The 17,555-nt window shown below is 35.1% G+C and carries 21 protein-coding genes and 1 tRNA gene; 12 read left to right on the plus strand and 10 right to left on the minus strand.

Annotated elements, in window-relative coordinates; translation table 11 throughout:
* The first annotated feature begins 473 nt into the window (after positions 1–473).
* Together PQQ29_RS05000 and PQQ29_RS05005 are read left to right on the plus strand one after the other, a co-directional pair.
* Positions 474–935 (plus strand): NUDIX hydrolase, encoded by a 462-nt coding sequence (locus PQQ29_RS05000; protein ID WP_187984066.1) that lies wholly within the window; start codon positions 474–476, stop codon positions 933–935.
* 50 nt (positions 936–985) lie between these two features.
* Positions 986–1,228 (plus strand): MFS transporter, encoded by a 243-nt coding sequence (locus PQQ29_RS05005; RefSeq protein ID WP_143211843.1) that lies wholly within the window; start codon positions 986–988, stop codon positions 1,226–1,228.
* A 187-nt stretch (positions 1,229–1,415) separates the two neighbouring features.
* Here PQQ29_RS05005 and PQQ29_RS05010 read toward each other — a convergent pair whose 3' ends face one another.
* Positions 1,416–2,021 (minus strand): TVP38/TMEM64 family protein, encoded by a 606-nt coding sequence (locus PQQ29_RS05010; RefSeq protein WP_003761391.1) that lies wholly within the window; start codon positions 2,019–2,021, stop codon positions 1,416–1,418.
* Positions 2,022–2,241: 220 nt separating this feature from the next.
* On the opposite strand from PQQ29_RS05010, the gene PQQ29_RS05015 reads away from it, so the two are divergent.
* From PQQ29_RS05015 to nfsA, 4 genes are all read left to right on the plus strand, one after another.
* Positions 2,242–2,312, plus strand: a tRNA-Gly gene (locus PQQ29_RS05015).
* A gap of 100 nt (positions 2,313–2,412) precedes the next feature.
* Complete coding sequence (queG, locus tag PQQ29_RS05020) at positions 2,413–3,552, plus strand: tRNA epoxyqueuosine(34) reductase QueG (RefSeq protein WP_041918370.1); 1,140 nt, start codon at positions 2,413–2,415, stop codon at positions 3,550–3,552.
* A 20-nt stretch (positions 3,553–3,572) separates the two neighbouring features.
* Positions 3,573–4,082 carry a tRNA (uridine(34)/cytosine(34)/5-carboxymethylaminomethyluridine(34)-2'-O)-methyltransferase TrmL gene (gene trmL / locus PQQ29_RS05025; protein WP_003766193.1) on the plus strand — a complete coding sequence of 170 codons (510 nt, stop codon included), beginning with the start codon at positions 3,573–3,575 and terminating at the stop codon, positions 4,080–4,082.
* A gap of 12 nt (positions 4,083–4,094) precedes the next feature.
* Positions 4,095–4,835 carry an oxygen-insensitive NADPH nitroreductase gene (gene nfsA, locus PQQ29_RS05030; RefSeq protein ID WP_003761397.1) on the plus strand — a complete coding sequence of 247 codons (741 nt, stop codon included), beginning with the start codon at positions 4,095–4,097 and terminating at the stop codon, positions 4,833–4,835.
* A gap of 51 nt (positions 4,836–4,886) precedes the next feature.
* On the opposite strand, the gene PQQ29_RS05035 is transcribed toward nfsA, so the two are convergent.
* The 5 genes from PQQ29_RS05035 to PQQ29_RS05055 form a co-directional block, all read right to left on the minus strand.
* Positions 4,887–5,048 (minus strand): lmo0937 family membrane protein, encoded by a 162-nt coding sequence (locus PQQ29_RS05035; RefSeq protein WP_003761398.1) that lies wholly within the window; start codon positions 5,046–5,048, stop codon positions 4,887–4,889.
* Positions 5,049–5,133: 85 nt separating this feature from the next.
* Entirely contained in the window at positions 5,134–5,592 is a 459-nt protein-coding gene (locus tag PQQ29_RS05040) for a low molecular weight protein-tyrosine-phosphatase (RefSeq protein ID WP_010990686.1), read from the minus strand.
* Between the two features lie 12 nt (positions 5,593–5,604).
* Positions 5,605–6,351, minus strand: a complete 747-nt coding sequence (locus PQQ29_RS05045; RefSeq protein WP_010990687.1) for an SMI1/KNR4 family protein — start codon at positions 6,349–6,351, stop codon at positions 5,605–5,607.
* A gap of 90 nt (positions 6,352–6,441) precedes the next feature.
* A complete protein-coding gene (locus PQQ29_RS05050) occupies positions 6,442–7,404 on the minus strand; it encodes a hypothetical protein (RefSeq protein ID WP_003761400.1) in 963 nt (320 codons plus the stop codon).
* A 10-nt stretch (positions 7,405–7,414) separates the two neighbouring features.
* Entirely contained in the window at positions 7,415–9,220 is a 1,806-nt protein-coding gene (locus tag PQQ29_RS05055; RefSeq protein ID WP_147732741.1) for an HSP90 family protein, read from the minus strand.
* A 201-nt stretch (positions 9,221–9,421) separates the two neighbouring features.
* Here PQQ29_RS05055 and fri point away from each other — a divergent pair, with 201 nt between their 5' ends.
* From fri to PQQ29_RS05075, 4 genes are all read left to right on the plus strand, one after another.
* Positions 9,422–9,892, plus strand: coding sequence for a non-heme iron-binding ferritin Fri (gene fri, locus PQQ29_RS05060; RefSeq protein ID WP_003761404.1), 471 nt, complete (start codon positions 9,422–9,424; stop codon positions 9,890–9,892).
* A gap of 234 nt (positions 9,893–10,126) precedes the next feature.
* A complete protein-coding gene (locus tag PQQ29_RS05065) occupies positions 10,127–10,429 on the plus strand; it encodes a HesB/YadR/YfhF family protein (protein ID WP_003761406.1) in 303 nt (100 codons plus the stop codon).
* Between the two features lie 114 nt (positions 10,430–10,543).
* Positions 10,544–11,674, plus strand: coding sequence for an MBL fold metallo-hydrolase (locus PQQ29_RS05070; RefSeq protein ID WP_010990689.1), 1,131 nt, complete (start codon positions 10,544–10,546; stop codon positions 11,672–11,674).
* A gap of 9 nt (positions 11,675–11,683) precedes the next feature.
* On the plus strand, positions 11,684–11,911 hold the full coding sequence (locus PQQ29_RS05075) for a DUF3006 domain-containing protein (RefSeq protein ID WP_003761410.1): 228 nt from the start codon (positions 11,684–11,686) through the stop codon (positions 11,909–11,911).
* A gap of 198 nt (positions 11,912–12,109) precedes the next feature.
* Here the strand turns inward: PQQ29_RS05075 and PQQ29_RS05080 are convergent, their stop codons facing one another.
* Both PQQ29_RS05080 and PQQ29_RS05085 read right to left on the minus strand, forming a co-directional pair.
* Positions 12,110–13,327 (minus strand): CynX/NimT family MFS transporter, encoded by a 1,218-nt coding sequence (locus PQQ29_RS05080; RefSeq protein WP_003771190.1) that lies wholly within the window; start codon positions 13,325–13,327, stop codon positions 12,110–12,112.
* Positions 13,324–14,013 (minus strand): FadR/GntR family transcriptional regulator, encoded by a 690-nt coding sequence (locus PQQ29_RS05085; protein WP_010990690.1) that lies wholly within the window; start codon positions 14,011–14,013, stop codon positions 13,324–13,326. Before PQQ29_RS05085 ends, PQQ29_RS05080 begins: the two co-directional genes overlap by 4 nt.
* A gap of 121 nt (positions 14,014–14,134) precedes the next feature.
* On the opposite strand from PQQ29_RS05085, the gene PQQ29_RS05090 reads away from it, so the two are divergent.
* On the plus strand, positions 14,135–15,181 hold the full coding sequence (locus PQQ29_RS05090) for an AI-2E family transporter (protein WP_003761417.1): 1,047 nt from the start codon (positions 14,135–14,137) through the stop codon (positions 15,179–15,181).
* 9 nt (positions 15,182–15,190) lie between these two features.
* Here the strand turns inward: PQQ29_RS05090 and PQQ29_RS05095 are convergent, their stop codons facing one another.
* Together PQQ29_RS05095 and PQQ29_RS05100 are read right to left on the minus strand one after the other, a co-directional pair.
* Positions 15,191–16,093 (minus strand): alpha/beta hydrolase, encoded by a 903-nt coding sequence (locus tag PQQ29_RS05095; protein ID WP_187984067.1) that lies wholly within the window; start codon positions 16,091–16,093, stop codon positions 15,191–15,193.
* A gap of 19 nt (positions 16,094–16,112) precedes the next feature.
* Positions 16,113–16,934 carry an alpha/beta hydrolase gene (locus tag PQQ29_RS05100; RefSeq protein WP_003761419.1) on the minus strand — a complete coding sequence of 274 codons (822 nt, stop codon included), beginning with the start codon at positions 16,932–16,934 and terminating at the stop codon, positions 16,113–16,115.
* 157 nt (positions 16,935–17,091) lie between these two features.
* On the opposite strand from PQQ29_RS05100, the gene PQQ29_RS05105 reads away from it, so the two are divergent.
* Positions 17,092–17,550, plus strand: coding sequence for a DUF4064 domain-containing protein (locus tag PQQ29_RS05105; RefSeq protein ID WP_003761421.1), 459 nt, complete (start codon positions 17,092–17,094; stop codon positions 17,548–17,550).
* The last annotated feature ends 5 nt before the right edge of the window (positions 17,551–17,555 follow it).

Genomic DNA, 17,555 nt, shown 5'->3' on the forward strand with positions numbered 1-17,555 from the left:
AAAGTACGTTTTTTGTAATTTATTATTCATTTGAATGGTTTCTTTTCCGTTTGTTTGGTGCTATTTATTTTGATGTTCACTAAAACAATTACAGATTTTTGATAAAACTTGATCTTTAAAATTCTTTCCTGTGTGGGTTAGAAAATTCAAACAAAATTTATTATGAATTTTTCTCAATAATCTAAGTTTAGTTATTTGGTTCTAAAGCCATAGCTATGAAGTTCAATATTAATTTACTTTTATAGGGTTGGAAATTATGGTATAACGAATTGAAACACTTATTTGATAATAACGTGTTTTAGTTCTGAACAAAAAAGGCTATCTTGTTGTTTTAAATAGCAAAATGCTATCTATTATGATTCCAGTAGAGGAGCTAAATTAAAAAACTTTGGGAGTGATAGTTTTTTTCATAGTAACTAGATTTGGAAAAATAGAACATTTTCGTTTAACGAAAAAAGGAAGGTGGAAATAGTATGGATTATATCAAATGGATTCGAGGGAAAGTAGGGAATGAAAAAATCATATTAAATTTTGTTAGTGGTTATTTTATAAATACCGAAGGAAAGATTCTATTGCAAAAAAGAAATGATAAAAATATGTGGGGATTTCCTGGAGGAGCAATTGAACTTGGCGAATCTTTTGAAGAAGCGATAATTAGAGAGTATTTTGAAGAGACGGGGCTTTGTGTAAAGGTTAAGTCACTAATTGGTATTTATTCAAAATATGAAGACAACTATCCAAATGGTGATGAAGCTCAGCCGTTATCAATTTTTTTTGAATTAGAATATGTGGACGGAGAAATATCTATAAAAGATGAGGAAACAATTGAACTTAGATACTTTGCAGTTGAAGAGATACCTAATCTGGTTAATAAGCAACATGAAGACTTTCTGTGCGATTTGAAGAGATTCAATGGGCAAGTGTTTATAAGATAGGAAACAGGTGGAAATAATGCAGAATGTTCTTGTGGATAATACTATTTATTATGTTAGCCACTATTGGTGAGCTTATTTATTCACCAGTTTTAAATGCTGAAGAAGTAAGGTTAATTCCTACCAATCAAAGAGGTATATATGCAGCTGTTTCCTCATTTAAATTTACTGGTGGAGATTTTATTTCAAAACTAGGGATTATTATCGGGGTTATTAAAACCATGGGGAATGAGTTTGCTTATGGCAGTAATTTTAATTTTAGAATCAATATTAATAATAGGTTCTTTGTTTTATAGTAAAGCTTGAATTTAAAAATACTCTGTAAATTAATTGAATTATATCAGAAGGTTACACTGAATTTGATTTTGTTTAAGGAGAAAGTATAAAGAAGATAATATATAATTAATGAATGAGATGATTAATTTGATAATGGTAGTGTGACTTAAATAAAAAAGAAAGCACGCAGAATGCGTGCTTTCTTTTTTATTTAAGGTTTTTTCCTGACATCCAATGTTCCAGCCGTTTTCCGACAAACCATAAAATAACGACAGAAACAGCTAAAATAGCCAGTTTAAGTGGTTGGTGAATTAAGTCTACGAAATCATAACCAATATAGCTAATCGCAAAGACTTTGATTAATTTCCCACCTACAAGCGCTAAGATAAATTGGTAAACTTTTATTTTAGAGAGACCTGCAACGATATTTACAGCAGAAGATGGTGTAAAAGGCATTACAAGTAAAATGAAAATCGGACTAAAACCATGTCTATCAATCCATTCCATTACTCGTTTAATTTGTTTATGTCCGGAAATAAATCGCAAAAATCGAGTCTGCCCAAATTTTCGAGCTAACAAGAAAACACATAAACTACCTGCAATTGCAGCTGTAACGGATATTAAAAAGCCGCCAAACAGTCCGTATGCATTAACGTTAACTACAACAAAAACAATAAATGGTAAAAAAGGTAAAAACGCTTCAATAAAAGGTAAGAAAAAAGCTAAAAGTGGACCTAAATTCCGATACTCACTTAGCCAGTACATTAAATTATCATAAGAAAAGAAATTCATCATATCCTGCCAAAATGTCATAAGCAAGCCTCCAGTAGTCTTTTAAAACATACTTTATTTTCTCACATAAAAATGATAAAGCGCTAATAAAACAGCTTGAATATAGTTAAAATCCTAGTAAATCAACCAGGATTTTAATTATATATTATTTTTACAAAGAAATTCCAGAAAAAGCCTTGTCAAAACTAACATAGAATGGTATTATATAAAAGTTGTTAAAACACTAAGAACTACTTACTATGCGGGTGTAGTTTAGTGGTAAAACTACAGCCTTCCAAGCTGTTGTCGTGGGTTCGATTCCCATCACCCGCTTTATATTTTTTATAAATCCTGTTATCAACGCAGTGTTTCGACCTTTCTAAGCGAAGCATTGCGTTTATTTTATTGCCTGAAAATAAGGAAAGGGGGAATGATGATAGTGAAGCCAGAATCAAATTACGCAGCGCTAAAAGAAGAGCTAATTGCTTATGCACATGAAATTGGAATTCAAAAAATTGGTTTTACGACAGCAGACCCTTTTTTATTTTTAAAGGAACGGTTATTAGAAGCTGAAGCGTTAGATCTTTTTACAGGGTTTGAGCATCCGGTTATTGATGAGCGTGTTTATCCAGAGCTTATTTTCAAAGAACCCCAGTCGATTATTGCTATTGCACTTGCTTACCCATCTAAATTAAAAGAAGCGCCTACCAGCAAAAAAGAAGCAAGACGTGGCGTTTTTGCTAGAGCTTCGTGGGGCATCGATTATCATACTGTTTTACGAGAAAAATTAGCTCTACTGGAACAATTTTTAAGTGAGCGTTTGCCTGATGTACGAATGAAATCTATGGTAGATACCGGTGAATTATCGGATGTAGCTGTGGCAGAACGAGCTGGCATTGGTTGGCGCGGGAAAAACACGCTGCTTATAACGCCAGAATTCGGCTCTTGGGTTTATTTAGGGGAAATGATAACCAATATTCCTTTTGAACCAGATACGCCTGCTAGCGACTTGTGTGGCAGCTGCAACCAATGTGTAAAAGCTTGTCCAACAGGTTCCTTGTTAGGTGAAGGGAAAATGAATCCGAAAATATGTTTAAGCTACCTCACCCAAACAAAAGACTTTCTAGATGAAAAATATCGCGAAGTATTGCATAATCGTTTGTATGGCTGTGATACTTGTCAGGTAGTTTGTCCATATAATCGCGGTCATGATTTTCATTTTCATGAGGAAATGGAGCCGGATCCGGAACTTGTTCGTCCCGAGTTAAAGCCACTGCTACATATTTCAAACCGCGCTTTTAAAGAGCAGTTTGGCGATATGGCTGGTTCATGGCGCGGGAAAAAGCCAATCCAACGAAATGCGATAATTATTTTAGCTCGTTATAAAGATAAAACCGCAGTACCAGACTTAATTGATTGCTTGGAAAATGATCCGAGGCCAGTCATTCGCGGAACCGCTGGATGGGCCTTACGTAAAATCGGCGGGGAACAAGCTGAAGAAGCTGTCCAAAAAGCGCTCCAAAACGAACAAGATGAACAAGTACTCCAAGAATTAACAGCAATACCAAATTAATAGAAACCAGGTGAAAAGAAATGCCAAACCATATCGTACTATATCAACCAGAAATCCCTGCAAACACAGGAAATATCTCAAGAACATGTGCTGGAACAGATACTTATTTACATTTAATTCGTCCACTTGGTTTTTCCACAGATGATAAAATGTTAAAACGCGCTGGACTGGACTACTGGGATAATGTGAAACTTTCCTATTACGATTCCCTAGATGAGTTTTTCGAAAAAAATGCTGGTGGAGAATTCTACTATATTACTAAATTCGGACGCCATGTTTATAGTGACGTTGATTATAGTGATCCAAATAAAAATTATTTCTTTGTTTTTGGAAAAGAAACTACTGGTTTGCCTGATGAACTTTTACAAGCAAATGAGGAAAATTGTTTACGAATTCCAATGACTGATCATATTCGATCTTTAAATTTATCTAACACCGCAGCAGTTTTAGCATATGAAGCGTTACGTCAACAGAGTTTTGGCGCGCTTTTACAAGAACCAAATTACGATCGGAAAATCTTTAAAGACTAAGGGGGAGTTAGGGTGAATCAGGCGATAGATGCCATTTTAGGTCATTATTCAGTACGGAACTTTGAAGATAAAGCTTTAACAGAAGAAGAATTAGCTTTACTTATTAAAAGTGCGCAGGCCGCATCTACATCTAGTTTTGTTCAAGCATACTCTATAATCGGAATAACAGATAAAAAAATTCGAGAACAAATTTCTGCTATTGCGGGAAATCAACCATATACTGTACAAACAGGGCAATTATTTATCTTTGTTGCTGATCTAGCGAGACACCAAGCCATCCTAGAAGAACATCAAGTAGACACAGCCGCACTAGAAACTTCAGAAAAATGGCTTGTTTCCATTATTGATGCCGCACTTGCCGCGCAAAATATGGCTGTTGCCGCAGAATCGTTAGGATTTGGTATTTGCTTTATCGGAGGAATTCGTAATGACGTAGGGCAAATTGCCGAAATTCTTGATTTGCCACCATATACGATGCCGTTATTTGGTTTAACAATAGGCCACCCGATTAAAGGCAAAGAAAAAGCCAAACCTAGATTACCGCAAGATTTGGTTTATCACGAAAATACTTATCAAAAAATGAATCCAGCAACTTTAGCAGAATACGATGAACAAATAAAAACTTACTACGATGAACGAACAGCAGGAAAACGAGTAGAAGGCTGGTCCGAGCAGATTGCACGCGGGCTTGGAAGAAAAAGCCGGTTAGACTTAAAAGATTTTTTACAAAAGCAACATTTAAATCAAAAATAAAAAGAGTGGTTTGGCGCATTATCGTAATGCGCCAAACCACTCTTTTTTCAGTTATTTACGTTTATTCCTAGCCATTTGAATTAAGTTCCAAATAACGAGTATTAACACTACTACTAGCAAGATATTAATTAATCCGCCCGCTACATGGAAAATAATTCCAAGTAACCAAACTGCTAATAAAACAACTATAATTCCCCAAATAATTCCTAACATATAAAAAACCTCTTTCTAATCTTTTGATTGTACTCTTATATATTCCCGAGTGACAAGCCTCTAAACATGTTAGGGATAAAAAAGGCTATTTTTTTGTAATAAAAGCTAAAAGGGCTTTGACTCCTTCCGTTACCATTCGCTCTGTTTCATCAAAATCACCAGTGTAATAAGGATCAGGAATTTCTTCCTCTTCCTTGCCTGAAACAAAGGACATCAGTGAACGAAGAGTTACGTCTTTGTTTTTATTAAGAGCATTTAAATCAGCTATATTATTTTGATCCATCCCAATAATATAATCAGCTTGTTCAAAATCGGCATCCGTTACTTTCCGAGCACGCATTGCTTCATAATTAATACCGTGCTTTTTCAAAACTTCTCTTGTACCACGGTGCGGTGGTTTTCCTAAGTTCCATGTTCCCGTTGCCGCAGAATCAATTTCTATTTCATCCGTTAACCCTGCATTAGCAACTTCTTTTCGAAAAAGTCCTTCTGCCATTGGAGAACGGCAAATATTTCCTAAACATACAAATACTACTTTTACCAATTGAATTCCTCCTTATTCCCACTCTTTATATAATTCAGTAGTAGCACTTTGATCTATTCCATCACAGTCCTTAAGCATCGCGAAAATCTTTTCCACAAGTTCAGGAACAAGTTTTCTCCGGAAATAGAGCAATTGATTTTCAAAGGATTGATAGACGACTATATTATAGGGGATTTCGTTCTTTTGAAGTAAACGAATGAGTGTTTCTAAATACCACTTTTTATCTGGATAATCCTCTAATAACTCTAGTAATTGCTTGGTTTTTTTGACATTACTTGAAGCAAGAATTTGGTCTAGTTTTTTTACTGGAAATTGTTCCGCGAAATCTACTGGGAAGGGGCTGAAATATAGTGCCTCCAAAAACTCAGCCATGTTTTCTGCAACAACTAAGGTCTGTAGCGTTTCAAAATCAACATATATAATGCTAGGCAGAGACTTATTATCAGCATAAGAAAAACCGATATAGCGCGATTCATCTCGGTGAAAATAAACTTGTTTTCCTGCAAGATCGACATCATTTTGTTCCGGAATGTCCGTTAATAATTCATTTAAACTAGCTAAATAATAAATTTCCGCGACATCAAGTCCGTAAGACGTTGGCTCGTTCGTTGGAAAATGGTTTTTTCGAATCAATCCACCATTTTGCTTCAAAAGCAGCTCTTTATATTCAGCTGGTAAGAATAAACCTAGTTCCGTTTCTTTTGCAGAAATCTCTTGCTCAGTTGCAGCGTTATTCCCGTTTCTAACCCAAATCGTCATCATCTTCAACTCCTTCCTGTATTATCCTAAAAAATACTAAATAGCGCAAATAAAAGAACATAACTAGAAAAACTAGCTATGTTCCAAATGTTACTTCAAACGATCTTGATAATAACTATTTTCATTTCGTGCATCAAATTTTGCGGTTAAAGTTTCGGCTATTTCCACCAAGTCTGTTTCTGTTTCACGATCCAAAAGAGGATAAGCAGCTTGTAAAAATAATAATCGATCTAGTCCGCTTTCTGATTTAAGAACGATTTCTTTATTCGTATCAATGACTTCTCTAGCCTTTTCAGTTTGGTTTGTAAGCACTAGATACTTAAGCAAATGGCTAAGTGGTGGAATTAATGAACTTTCTTTCTCCACAAGAGGGTAGCCTTTATCAAAACATTCTTGCGCCATTTTTTCATCACCAAGTTCTAAATACGCTAAAGCCATATTTCCATAAGTTAAATGAGGAACTTCTGCGCAGCTCTGTTTCCCTTTAATAATTGGAGCAGCAGCTTTCTTCGCTTTTTCAAAATCTTTGATAAAACAGTAATAATGAACTTTATCATTTGTTTCGCAAGCAGGGCAGTCATTTAAATAATCTGCTTTGGTGTTATTCCATTTTTCAAAGAGTTCTTCTGCCTTGTCTTTTTCGCCCATTCGAATGGCAGCAAGGGTACAAACTTTATAGTAAGGGCGCAAGGAATAATTTTGCTGTTCGAATTTTACTTTCATATCATTCAAAAGCCCATCTATTTGCGCTTTGGATACTTCATCAAAAGTTGGGACATGTTCGCTAATCCATTTATATTTCCAAAGTAGATCGTAAGCGTCAATATATGCCGCATCATCTTCCCATTTTTTTACTAACCAACTAAAGGCTTGTAATTGTTTTTTTGGAAATCCGGCAGTTAAGCAAGTATCAATCAGCATATCGCGTGCCTCAATACCATTTTCTACATCGTTATACATATCTGCGCTTGCAATTGCACGCTCAAGAATTTTCACTTTTTCAGCATTGTCGTCCATACCCCAAGCTTCTTCAATATCATTCAAATAATCCATTTTTTTCCTCCTATAGCATTTCTAAGATTCGTAACATATTTTGATTCATTAAGTCCATTTCTTTCCGTTTGAGTGGATAATGTCCTAACAGTAAAGCCTGAATATAAAGAACATTAACAATCACCGATAACTCATTAATAGATTTACCAGACGTGAAAAGTTTTTTTATAAGCTCATTATCTAAATTTAAATACAAATGGGCAAGTGGAGCAGGGGCTTGTTCTTGCTGAATACTCTCTAAAATATCACTGAAAACAGAACTCGTTTCTTCTAAAGAGCGTTCCAGTTCTCTGCTTGCCTGTGTAGCGGCAGAATGAATAAAAATAATAGGGAGCGTTTTAGGTTCAAAATGCTTAATTGTTATATCGGCATCAAATTCCGCCATCATTTTATTCATTTCAGCTAAGATTGGTTGATAAGTTATTTCTTCTTCAGCAGACATTGGTAACAATTTGTTAGTGATTTCTTCTGGTTGAATTAAAATAAACTCGGCTTCATCTACCAAATGATTTAACATTGTTAAAATTGGTGTATCGTAGGAGTAACCGCCATTAATCAATGTCATACCACTAGAGCGAGCAATATCAGTTATCTGTCTAAAATCGTCTACTGAAAAAGTATAGTAGATTGTCGTCGTTTCTTTCATTATATCTGCTAATTTTTCTTCACCATTCAAAGTTTTAAACGGCAGATAAGAATAAATTAATTTTAAAAATGGCGCATCTTCACTAGCTAATGCTTTAAAACCAAGATAATGCGTCGATAATAATTTTGTTAGTGCGCTCTCGGGTAACGTTTCAATTCCTTTTTTTAGCGCCACACCTAGCTCCTTAGATACGATTTCAAGGCGCTCATTTTTATAAAAAGATTCCCGTGAAGCGACTGGCTGAAGCTCATCTGTCCAAAGTATACATTCAGCAAAAAAAGCCCAGTTAGGAAGAACGTTATTCGCTTCGCTCGTCACATACATATTGTTTAAAAATACCGTTTGTTTGCGCACCGCATTCATTTGCACCGTATAAGGAATCATAAAAGCGATTCCAAAAGTACGACCAGATTCATTTTCAATTAAGAAATAATCTTGAAAGCGAGTGCCGAGTAAATGTTCCCCGTAGCGAAGAATTTGCTCCCTCGGAAGACTGAACAGTATTTCTTTATCAGCAAACTGCTTGGTCCACGAGTTAATCTCTTGTTCATAACCATCTGCTTCTATTAAAATGGCGCTTTCTAAAGAAGAGCCGTATTTTTTTAATGTATTAATCAAGTATTCCGTTTTTTCGCATTCAGGGTGTTCATCCATATGAGGACGCAACCGTAAATAAACTTGAGTACCAGGTTCGCGTTTTTCGGTTTTAATTTTACGGACAGAATAAGTACCATCAGCTTTTCCATGCCATTCAGTCGTTTCTCCGTTTTTTTGTGAGGTAGAAATCATTACAATCTCATCGCTAACAATAAAACAAGAAAGTAAACCGATCCCAAAGCGACCAATAAAATCATTGGTATCTTGACCATCAAAGTTTTTTTCACCTTTAGATGAATTAGCAATAGTTGCAAGGAAGGCATGGACTTCATCTTCCGTTAAACCAATCCCATTATCCTCTAAAATTAAAGTTTTGTTGTTTTTTTCACCAGATAATGAAACATGGATTTTTCCATTTAAAGTAGGCTCTATTTTCTTCCTAGCTCTAATTGCATCTGTAGCATTCTGTAATAATTCTCGAATATAAACATCTTTTTCGTCATAAAGATGATTAGAGAGAATGTCAATCATACCAGCCAAGTTCACCTGAAAGCGGTGAGAATAATTTTCCATTGTCTATCCTCCTAGTTGTGTAAATATCATTTTTATTCTATCATAAAAGAAGAGATAAATATTGGAAAAACATTAATAGATGTTTAAAAAATCATATCAGTGGTAAATACTTTGTGATGGTTTCCACACTGGACATTGTAGTGGAAATAGATTATACTTATTATTAAGTGATAATCATTACAAAATAGGAGGAAGATAATTATGAAAACAATCAACTCAGTAGACACAAAGGAATTTTTGAATCATCAAGTAGCGAATTTAAACGTATTCACAGTAAAAATTCATCAAATTCATTGGTATATGAGAGGCCACAACTTCTTCACTTTACATGAAAAAATGGATGATTTATATAGCGAATTCGGTGAACAAATGGATGAAGTAGCAGAACGTTTACTTGCCATTGGTGGAAGCCCATTCTCGACTTTAAAAGAGTTTTTAGAAAATGCGAGTGTAGAAGAAGCTCCTTATACAAAACCTAAAACTATGGATCAATTAATGGAAGACTTAGTTGGTACATTAGAATTACTTAGAGACGAATATAAACAAGGCATTGAGCTAACTGACAAAGAAGGCGACGATGTAACAAACGATATGCTAATTGCATTTAAAGCTAGCATTGACAAACATATCTGGATGTTCAAAGCATTCCTTGGAAAAGCTCCATTAGAATAAGATGCAATCAAAACTGTGTGGGATTTATTTCTCACACAGTTTTTTTACCTCGAATCTGTTATAGTACAATATCCTTATTTTAAGGTTGTTTTAATACATAGTGGTTTGAATTTTATTAGAAAGAGGTATACTAACTGCATAACAAAAAGCAGAAAAAGTGAAATTCGATGTAAAATCTGCTATTCTTGAGTAATAATCAATACGTACAAAAAATGGAAACGAGGAGTGAAAAGTATGAATATCGAGGTAACGGACCAAGCAAATAAATGGTTTCATGATGAATTTGATGTAGCTGATGGTAATGGAATTCGACTTTTTGCCAAATATGGTGGTTCTAATAGTTCCTTGCATCCTGGTTTCTCTATCGGTTTAGCTGCCGAAAAACCGCAAGAAGCAGCAGTCGCTGAAAAGAAAGAAGACTTAACTTTCTTTATTGAAGATCATGATTATTGGTATTTCAAAGACCACGACTGGAAAATTGACTATGAACCAAAAACGGAAGAAGTATCCTTTTCCTTTAAAGAAAAAGTGAAATGAATACAACATAAATTGCCGCGTGTAAATCGATTTTGATTTCATGCGGTTTTTGTTTTAAAAGCTTTACTGTTCTCTATTCCTTTGCTATTCTACTAAGAGAGCAGGAGGAGAAAGATGACAAAGAAATTAGTAATTTGTATTAGTTTAATCGCGATATTTTTAAGCGGTTGTAGTTTTTCAGAACCATCCACTAAACCATCTAACATCACAGAAAAAACCTTAAATGGTGCAAGCTTTACTTTTTTTGATGTTGGTCAAGGGGACAGCACACTTATTCAAGCAGAAGACGGTACGACTATTTTGATTGATACTGGTCGACAAGATGATGACCGGATTTTAACTTATTTAAAAGAAGCAAATATAAAAAAGCTAGATTTGCTATTACTGACACATCCACATGCCGACCATATTGGTAATGCCGACAAAGTCATTGCTACATATAAACCGAAAGAAATTTGGATGGATGGCTTAACTTTTTCAAGCAGTATTTATGAGAAGGTAATTGATGCAGCACTGGCCTCAAATGCGAAATATAAAGAACCAAGACGCGGTGATAAAGCGACTTTTGGTCCATTTGATATAGAAGTCCTAAGCCCAGATAAACTTCAAAACGACGCCAATAATGACTCCATTGCAGTCAAAATGACATACAAAGATATTTCTGCCATTTTCACTGGTGATGCGGAAAAAGGGCGGGAACGAGAAATGGCAGATAGTGGCGCCAATTTAGAAGCAGATATTTTAGACTTAGGACACCATGGTTCATCCACTTCTAATCAACCATTTTTCTTAGATAAAGTGAAACCTCAAGTGGCTGTATACTCCGCTGAAATGGCCAACAGTTATGGACATCCCCATGTAGAAGTATTGGAATGGTTAAAAGAACGAGATATTAAAACTTACGGGACAGATGTGAATGGAACAATTACAATCGAAACTGACGGCGAAAAAATTCATGTCCAAACCGAAAAAGAAGGCACCCCTAAGCCCGGTAGCAGCTATAACAAAGAAAATAATACACAAAAAACAGAAGATGCCACATCAGAAGAATTGCCTGAAAGTATTAATCTGAATTCAGCATCTAGTGAAGAATTACAACTATTACCACTTATTGGCCCAGCGCTGGCAGAAAAAATCATTGCCGAGCGCCCGTATCAGTCCATAGATGAATTGAAAAAAATTAACGGCATTGGTGATGGAATTGTGCGCCAAATTAAAGAACAAGGCCTTGCCGTAACAAAGTAGGTGAATAGGGTGAAAAAAGCAATATTAGATCGTATAGAGGATGGAAAAGCCGTTTTTCTAATCGAACCGAACCATACAGAATGGTTAGTAAATCAAGAAGAACTTGATTCCTCTATAAAAGAAGGGGATGTCGTCACTATTTCAGAAACAAATGAAATAATGAAACACCCCCAAGAAACTGATGAAATGAAAAAACGTATTGCGGAAAAGCTAGAAAGACTAAGAGGAAAAAACTGAGAAAAACTTTTTTAAACTCTCATGAAATTTTCATCTTTCTTTCAGCACATTCTTTTTTAGGAAAGTTATTATATGTATAAGCTAACAACAAGCAAAACATTTTCATTTCTTTCCCTTTTTAGAATGAAAATCCCAAACTCCCTTTTAGCTAGTGCGGTTTACTCCCTTTTTCCGCGCTAGTTTTTTCATGCGCAAAAATCACTTTTTCTGTGGAAAGAGAAATTTATTGCGTCCAGCATCTAGGCCGCAATATAGCATAATTAGGGTAATGCCGATCAGAACATATAACGTTGGTTGCCAACTGCCAAGAGCATCATGGAGTGTACCAAATAATATTGGACCGGAAGCAGCAAACAAATAACCTATTGATTGCGCCATTCCAGATAAATCCGCCGATTCGGTAGCGCTTGTTGTTCGCAAATTAAAGAACATCATCGAAAGACTAAATGACATCCCCGAACCAATCCCATATAAAATAATCGCAGTAGCTAAAATAAATAGATTACCAGAAGCGAACATAATCCCAAAAATCCCAATCATAAATAATAAAACAGAAATCCCAACGAGCAACTGCTGATTTTTCATTCGCCCAGCTATAATAGGAATAATAAATGTAATCGGCATAACAGCAAACTGCATTAGTGAGAGCATAAGACCGCTAGAAGTACTTGATAATCCTTGATCTGCTAAAATGTTCGGTAACCAAGCAATCGAAATATAAAAAATCGCGGACTGTGAACCCATATATAATGAAATTTTCCAAGCAAGAGGGGACTTCCACACCGAAGTAGTAACTAAATGTGTGGCAATTTTTTCTGAGCTGCGTTGGTTATATCTTAACTGTGGTAGCCAGATAACTAACGCTAAAACACCCAGCATTGCCCAAAAAACCATGCTTCCATGCCAGCTGAATTTATTATTCATCGCAATCGGCACCGTCAAACCAGCAGCAAGTGCCGCACATAAATTCATTGAAATCGAATATACCCCAGTCATTAATCCTAATTTAAAAGGAAACTCCTTCTTAATCAAACTAGGTAAAATGACATTTCCCACTGCAATAGCAAGTCCAATCATAAATGTCCCAGCAAATAAATAGAATTCGCCTCCAAAAGGTCGAAGTAAACTACCAATAACAAGAGTTAAAAGTGCGATAAAAATAAGTACTTCTATCCCTAGTGAACGACTTAATTTCGAAACAAAAGGGGATAAACCAGCAAAAGCAAGTAGTGGTATCGTCGTTAGTAATCCTGCCATCGTGTTTGTTAAATGTAAATCTGATTGAATCATTCCAAGTAAAGGTCCAACTGACGTAATTGGTGCACGCAAGTTTGCTGCAATTAAAATAATGCCGACAATAAGCATCACCCGACTTGAACGCGTCAGGATTTTTTTATTTGTTAAATCTGAATTCATTTGTTATCTCCATTCTTAGCAGCAATTTGTTTGAAGAGCGTGATATACTCAGTTACTTCATGTGCTGCTCCTTCTTTATCTCGTTTTTCGATCGCTGATACAAGAGTTGCATGGCCATTATGCTTATTAACAGCTGGATTCATTTCTGTTGTACTCGTAATCGAAAACTGTATTTCCTCTAAAATATTTACATACATATCTAACAATAAATCATTGTGCGCTGCCTTTACAATTGTTAGATGAAGAGCTGAATCGGCTTTTACAAAGGCAGTTACATCATTATCTTTATTAGCTAAATAGCAAAGTTGCTTATATTTTTTTAGCATTTTTAAATCTTCATCCGTGCGCCGTTCGCAAGCTAAAATAACTGCTTCTCGGTCTAGCGCATGCCTCATTTCTAGAATTTCTTGAACAGAGGATTCTCGCACGCGTTTTTGCATAATAGCATGAAGTTCACTATTATTGCGTACAAAAGTTCCGTCTCCTTGCTTTGTTTCAAGTAAACCAATATGGGCCAGCGCACGGATTGCTTCACGTAACGTATTTCGACTGATGCCAAACTGAGTCATTAAATCAGCTTCTTTAGGAATTCGTTCGCCGATTTTCCAAGCGCCACTAGTAATTTCAGCTTTTATCTGATCATAGACTTGCTCAGCTAAAGATTTCCGCTCAATTTTTTCTACCACAAAAAAACTCCCCTTTCTAAAGGTAGGATGATTGGTTCTATTCTACAGAAGAAAAATTTTTTTGTAAACCCTATTTAACTAATTTATGATAAAATGAAGAAAGAAAAGGGCTGGTGAGGAAATGAATTGGTTGGAGAAGCTAAAAGAAAATGACACGGCAAGACGGGTGCTAGTGTTTGTTCTTCTAGGGATTGTATTATATTTACTTAGAAGCATGATAGATTTAATATTACTAACATTTATTTTTGCATTTTTAGTTACGCGATTAGAAAATGTAATTTTAAAAAGAATACGAATACCACGAAAATTAATCGTTATCGTTTTATATTGTTTAGTAGCAATGTTTTTATATGTTGCTATTGTTCATTTCTTACCAATTTTAATTGACCAAATATCGCAACTTGTAGACTCTCTTGTAAAAATTTATAATAACCCGAGTGATAATAAGATTGTGCAGTGGATTGTCGGATTTTTGAAGGAATCGAATATTCAAAAATACCTCCAAACTGGTGTTGACTTTATTATTGCTTCACTTTCTGGAATCGGTTCGGTTGGATTATCGTTTTTCTTAGCTTTAATCCTTAGTTTGTTTTTCTCTTTAGAAAAAGAACGGGTAACTTCTTTTACAGGGCAATTTTTAACAAGTAAAGTAGGCTTTATTTTTAAAGAAGCAGCGTTTTTTGGGAAAAAATTTGTTGCGACTTTCGGGGTGGTGTTAGAGGCACAATTGATGATTGCGCTTGTTAATACAATCATTACAACGATAGCACTATATTTAATGAATTTCCCACAACTTCTTAGTCTATCCATAATGGTGTTTGTATTAGGGTTAATTCCCGTGGCTGGTGTAATTATCTCATGTGTTCCACTTGTTCTTATTGCATACTCTGTTGGTGGTTTTCAAGATGTCGTTTATATTTTAATTACGGTAGTTATCGTTCATGCGATTGAAACATATATTTTAAATCCGAAACTAATGTCTTCCAAAACGAATTTACCTGTATTTTATACCTTTATCATTTTAATTTTTTCAGAAACTTTCTTTGGCGTATGGGGCTTAATTGTTGGTATCCCAGTATTTGTATTCTTACTGGATATTCTAGACGTACGAAATTCTGAAGATATTCAAAAAAGAACTATATTTGGACGTAAGAAAAAAGTAGATTAAGCTTAATGCTTAATCTACTTTTTCAGTTCCCCATAAAAAATTAGCTACTTTGGCATCTACATCTGTATTTTCATGTAGTTTACTGTGAGCTGCTTTTTTTCCAGTAAAGATTTTTTCTTCGTAACTTTTAGCTTGTCCTTCAAAAATAAATTTACCAGAGAGAGCGCTTGCGACCGATACACTACCATCGCTTTTGGTTCCGTCTAGCATATCACCGGCAATATTTAATACTTGTAAATTAGTAGGGATTTTTTGTTTGTTTTTCATAAATTCACTATAACGATCAGAGGACTGTTTTGGTCCTTCATCCGTTAAATCGTAGGCAGTTACACCATTATCACCAACAACTAGCCCATTAAGTGGTGCGCCAATTAAAACTAGATTTTCAAGAACTGGATAGGCTTTATCACTACCAACTTTCTCAATATAACTCGTTAGGCTAACTCCGCCCATTGAATGACCAACCGCATCTACTTTTTCAATATGATAATTATTTTTTAACTCTTTCATCACATTTTGTATCCACTGAGTTTGATTAACCATCGAACTTTTATTATCCTCAAAAATGACTTGGATAGTTGGATTATGACTAAATTTATCGTAACTTCCTGTTGTGCTCACACTTCCATCAGCAGCAACAGTCATAACAAGTGATTCTGTTACGATACCATCATCAGCAAGGCGATTAATCATGCCTTTAAATGAATTAGCTGTCCCTGAATAGCCATGAACAAAAAGCGTTGGTACAGCAATTTCTGAAACTGGATTTTTAGCTTTTTTGGAAAATTTTTGTGCAGTAGCATTCGTAGGTTCTTTAGCAGCTTTTTTAGTAGGTTCAAACTGCAGGAAAATTATCCCAAAGCCTGTAATTATGATGGCTAAGATGATAATCGTGAGTATAACTTTTTTCATTCGAAACATCCTTTAACTTTTATTTCTGCCCCCATAAAAATTGACCGACATACTTATCAACGACAGTGGATTCATGCATGCTACTATGGGTTGCTTTGGGGCCTTTAATAACGTGAGTAATGACTTTCTGATGTGCAAATAACTTTTGACCATATAAGACGCTATTTAGTTTTACTTCGCCATCACTGTTTGAGCCGTCTTCTAAGTCGCCACCGATAATCATAATTTCCGTATTATCAGGTAATACTTTGGCCATTTTTTGAGCAAACTTGGCATGAACATTATTGGCATTTTTAATGTCCACTTGCTGATCTCCATTTACATATTCTTCTGGGTAAAAAGGTACTGCGAGAAAAACAATTTTATTTACTTGTGGATAAGATTTGTTTTTTTCATAAGATGCTAAATAGGAAACCCAAGCACCGCCACCCATTGAGTGACCAATTGCATTGAATTTTTTGATGTCATAATTTTTTTGTAAATAGGACATTACTTTTTTTGTCCACATCGATTGCTGAGGGAGGGTTGCTCGGTTATCTTCAAAAACAATATTAATTAACGGATTTTTTTCATTTTTACTATAAGTACCAGTAGTAGAAATGTTTCCGTCTGGACTTACATTTACTGTTAATGACTCTGTGCCCCAATTATATTTTTGGTCGAAGCGTCGTATCATTCCATGAAGTGAGCGATCAGTTCCTCGGTAACCATGTATAAATATAGTTGGAATAGCATCATTAGCTGCTTTTGGATATGTCGTGTTAATCGTAAGTAAAATAAAAATTGCTCCAACTAAACACCCTAAAGGTAAGACAATCGAGAAGAACACGCGCTTTAGCATTATTTTACGCCCCTTTAAATTTCGTTATGAACAAATTATACATTTTTTTAAAGCAAAACGCACGACTAGTCTTCTTTTTCTAATATTTAAATAGTTTATTCTCACTAAAACATATAGTATACTGGAAAAATAAGCGAAGAAACGGAGGCATATTTTCATGATTAAACGAACTGGTGAGATAGTTCTCGCTATTATTGGACTTATTTTTAGTGTACTTATGCAAGCAGCTATTGCTGTCATTGGTCTATTACTTGTAAATGGCTCAAAAGGAAAAGAAGGCTTAACAACTTATTACAATAACTACTACCAAACTGTTACCGAATGGGAAATTCCTAAAGATGAGATACCGGACCCGGATCGTATCTTTGATTTTGTACATACATTATCTTGGACTGCACTTTCTGGCGGGATAATCACTTTAATTGTTGGAGCAGCAGGCATTTACTATATTATGAAGAATAAAAACCCAATACTTGCTGGATTTTTATTTTTAGCAGCCGGTATTGTGTCACTTTTATCCACTGCACTTATTGGTTTCATTCCCGCTTTACTTTTCGTTATTGCGGCAATGCTATGTTTTATTCGTAAACCAAAAAGCACTTTTTCTGGATTCTAATATCG

This window comes from Listeria innocua (genome assembly GCF_028596125.1).
Lineage (GTDB): Bacteria > Bacillota > Bacilli > Lactobacillales > Listeriaceae > Listeria > Listeria innocua.

Bases quoted from the DNA above. Each gene is read 5' to 3' on its own strand.
- PQQ29_RS05045 (WP_010990687.1), bottom strand. From the start codon at position 6,351: ATGACGATTTGGGTTAGAAACGGGAATAACGCTGCAACTGAGCAAGAG.
- PQQ29_RS05000 (WP_187984066.1), top strand. From the start codon at position 474: ATGGATTATATCAAATGGATTCGAGGGAAAGTAGGGAATGAAAAAATC.
- PQQ29_RS05035 (WP_003761398.1), bottom strand. From the start codon at position 5,048: ATGTTAGGAATTATTTGGGGAATTATAGTTGTTTTATTAGCAGTTTGG.
- PQQ29_RS05090 (WP_003761417.1), top strand. From the start codon at position 14,135: ATGAATTGGTTGGAGAAGCTAAAAGAAAATGACACGGCAAGACGGGTG.
- queG (WP_041918370.1), top strand. From the start codon at position 2,413: ATGATAGTGAAGCCAGAATCAAATTACGCAGCGCTAAAAGAAGAGCTA.
- PQQ29_RS05100 (WP_003761419.1), bottom strand. From the start codon at position 16,934: ATGCTAAAGCGCGTGTTCTTCTCGATTGTCTTACCTTTAGGGTGTTTA.
- PQQ29_RS05010 (WP_003761391.1), bottom strand. From the start codon at position 2,021: ATGACATTTTGGCAGGATATGATGAATTTCTTTTCTTATGATAATTTA.
- PQQ29_RS05080 (WP_003771190.1), bottom strand. From the start codon at position 13,327: ATGAATTCAGATTTAACAAATAAAAAAATCCTGACGCGTTCAAGTCGG.
- PQQ29_RS05105 (WP_003761421.1), top strand. From the start codon at position 17,092: ATGATTAAACGAACTGGTGAGATAGTTCTCGCTATTATTGGACTTATT.
- PQQ29_RS05050 (WP_003761400.1), bottom strand. From the start codon at position 7,404: ATGGATTATTTGAATGATATTGAAGAAGCTTGGGGTATGGACGACAAT.
- trmL (WP_003766193.1), top strand. From the start codon at position 3,573: ATGCCAAACCATATCGTACTATATCAACCAGAAATCCCTGCAAACACA.
- PQQ29_RS05070 (WP_010990689.1), top strand. From the start codon at position 10,544: ATGACAAAGAAATTAGTAATTTGTATTAGTTTAATCGCGATATTTTTA.
- fri (WP_003761404.1), top strand. From the start codon at position 9,422: ATGAAAACAATCAACTCAGTAGACACAAAGGAATTTTTGAATCATCAA.
- PQQ29_RS05095 (WP_187984067.1), bottom strand. From the start codon at position 16,093: ATGAAAAAAGTTATACTCACGATTATCATCTTAGCCATCATAATTACA.
- PQQ29_RS05005 (WP_143211843.1), top strand. From the start codon at position 986: ATGTTAGCCACTATTGGTGAGCTTATTTATTCACCAGTTTTAAATGCT.
- PQQ29_RS05065 (WP_003761406.1), top strand. From the start codon at position 10,127: ATGAATATCGAGGTAACGGACCAAGCAAATAAATGGTTTCATGATGAA.
- PQQ29_RS05055 (WP_147732741.1), bottom strand. From the start codon at position 9,220: ATGGAAAATTATTCTCACCGCTTTCAGGTGAACTTGGCTGGTATGATT.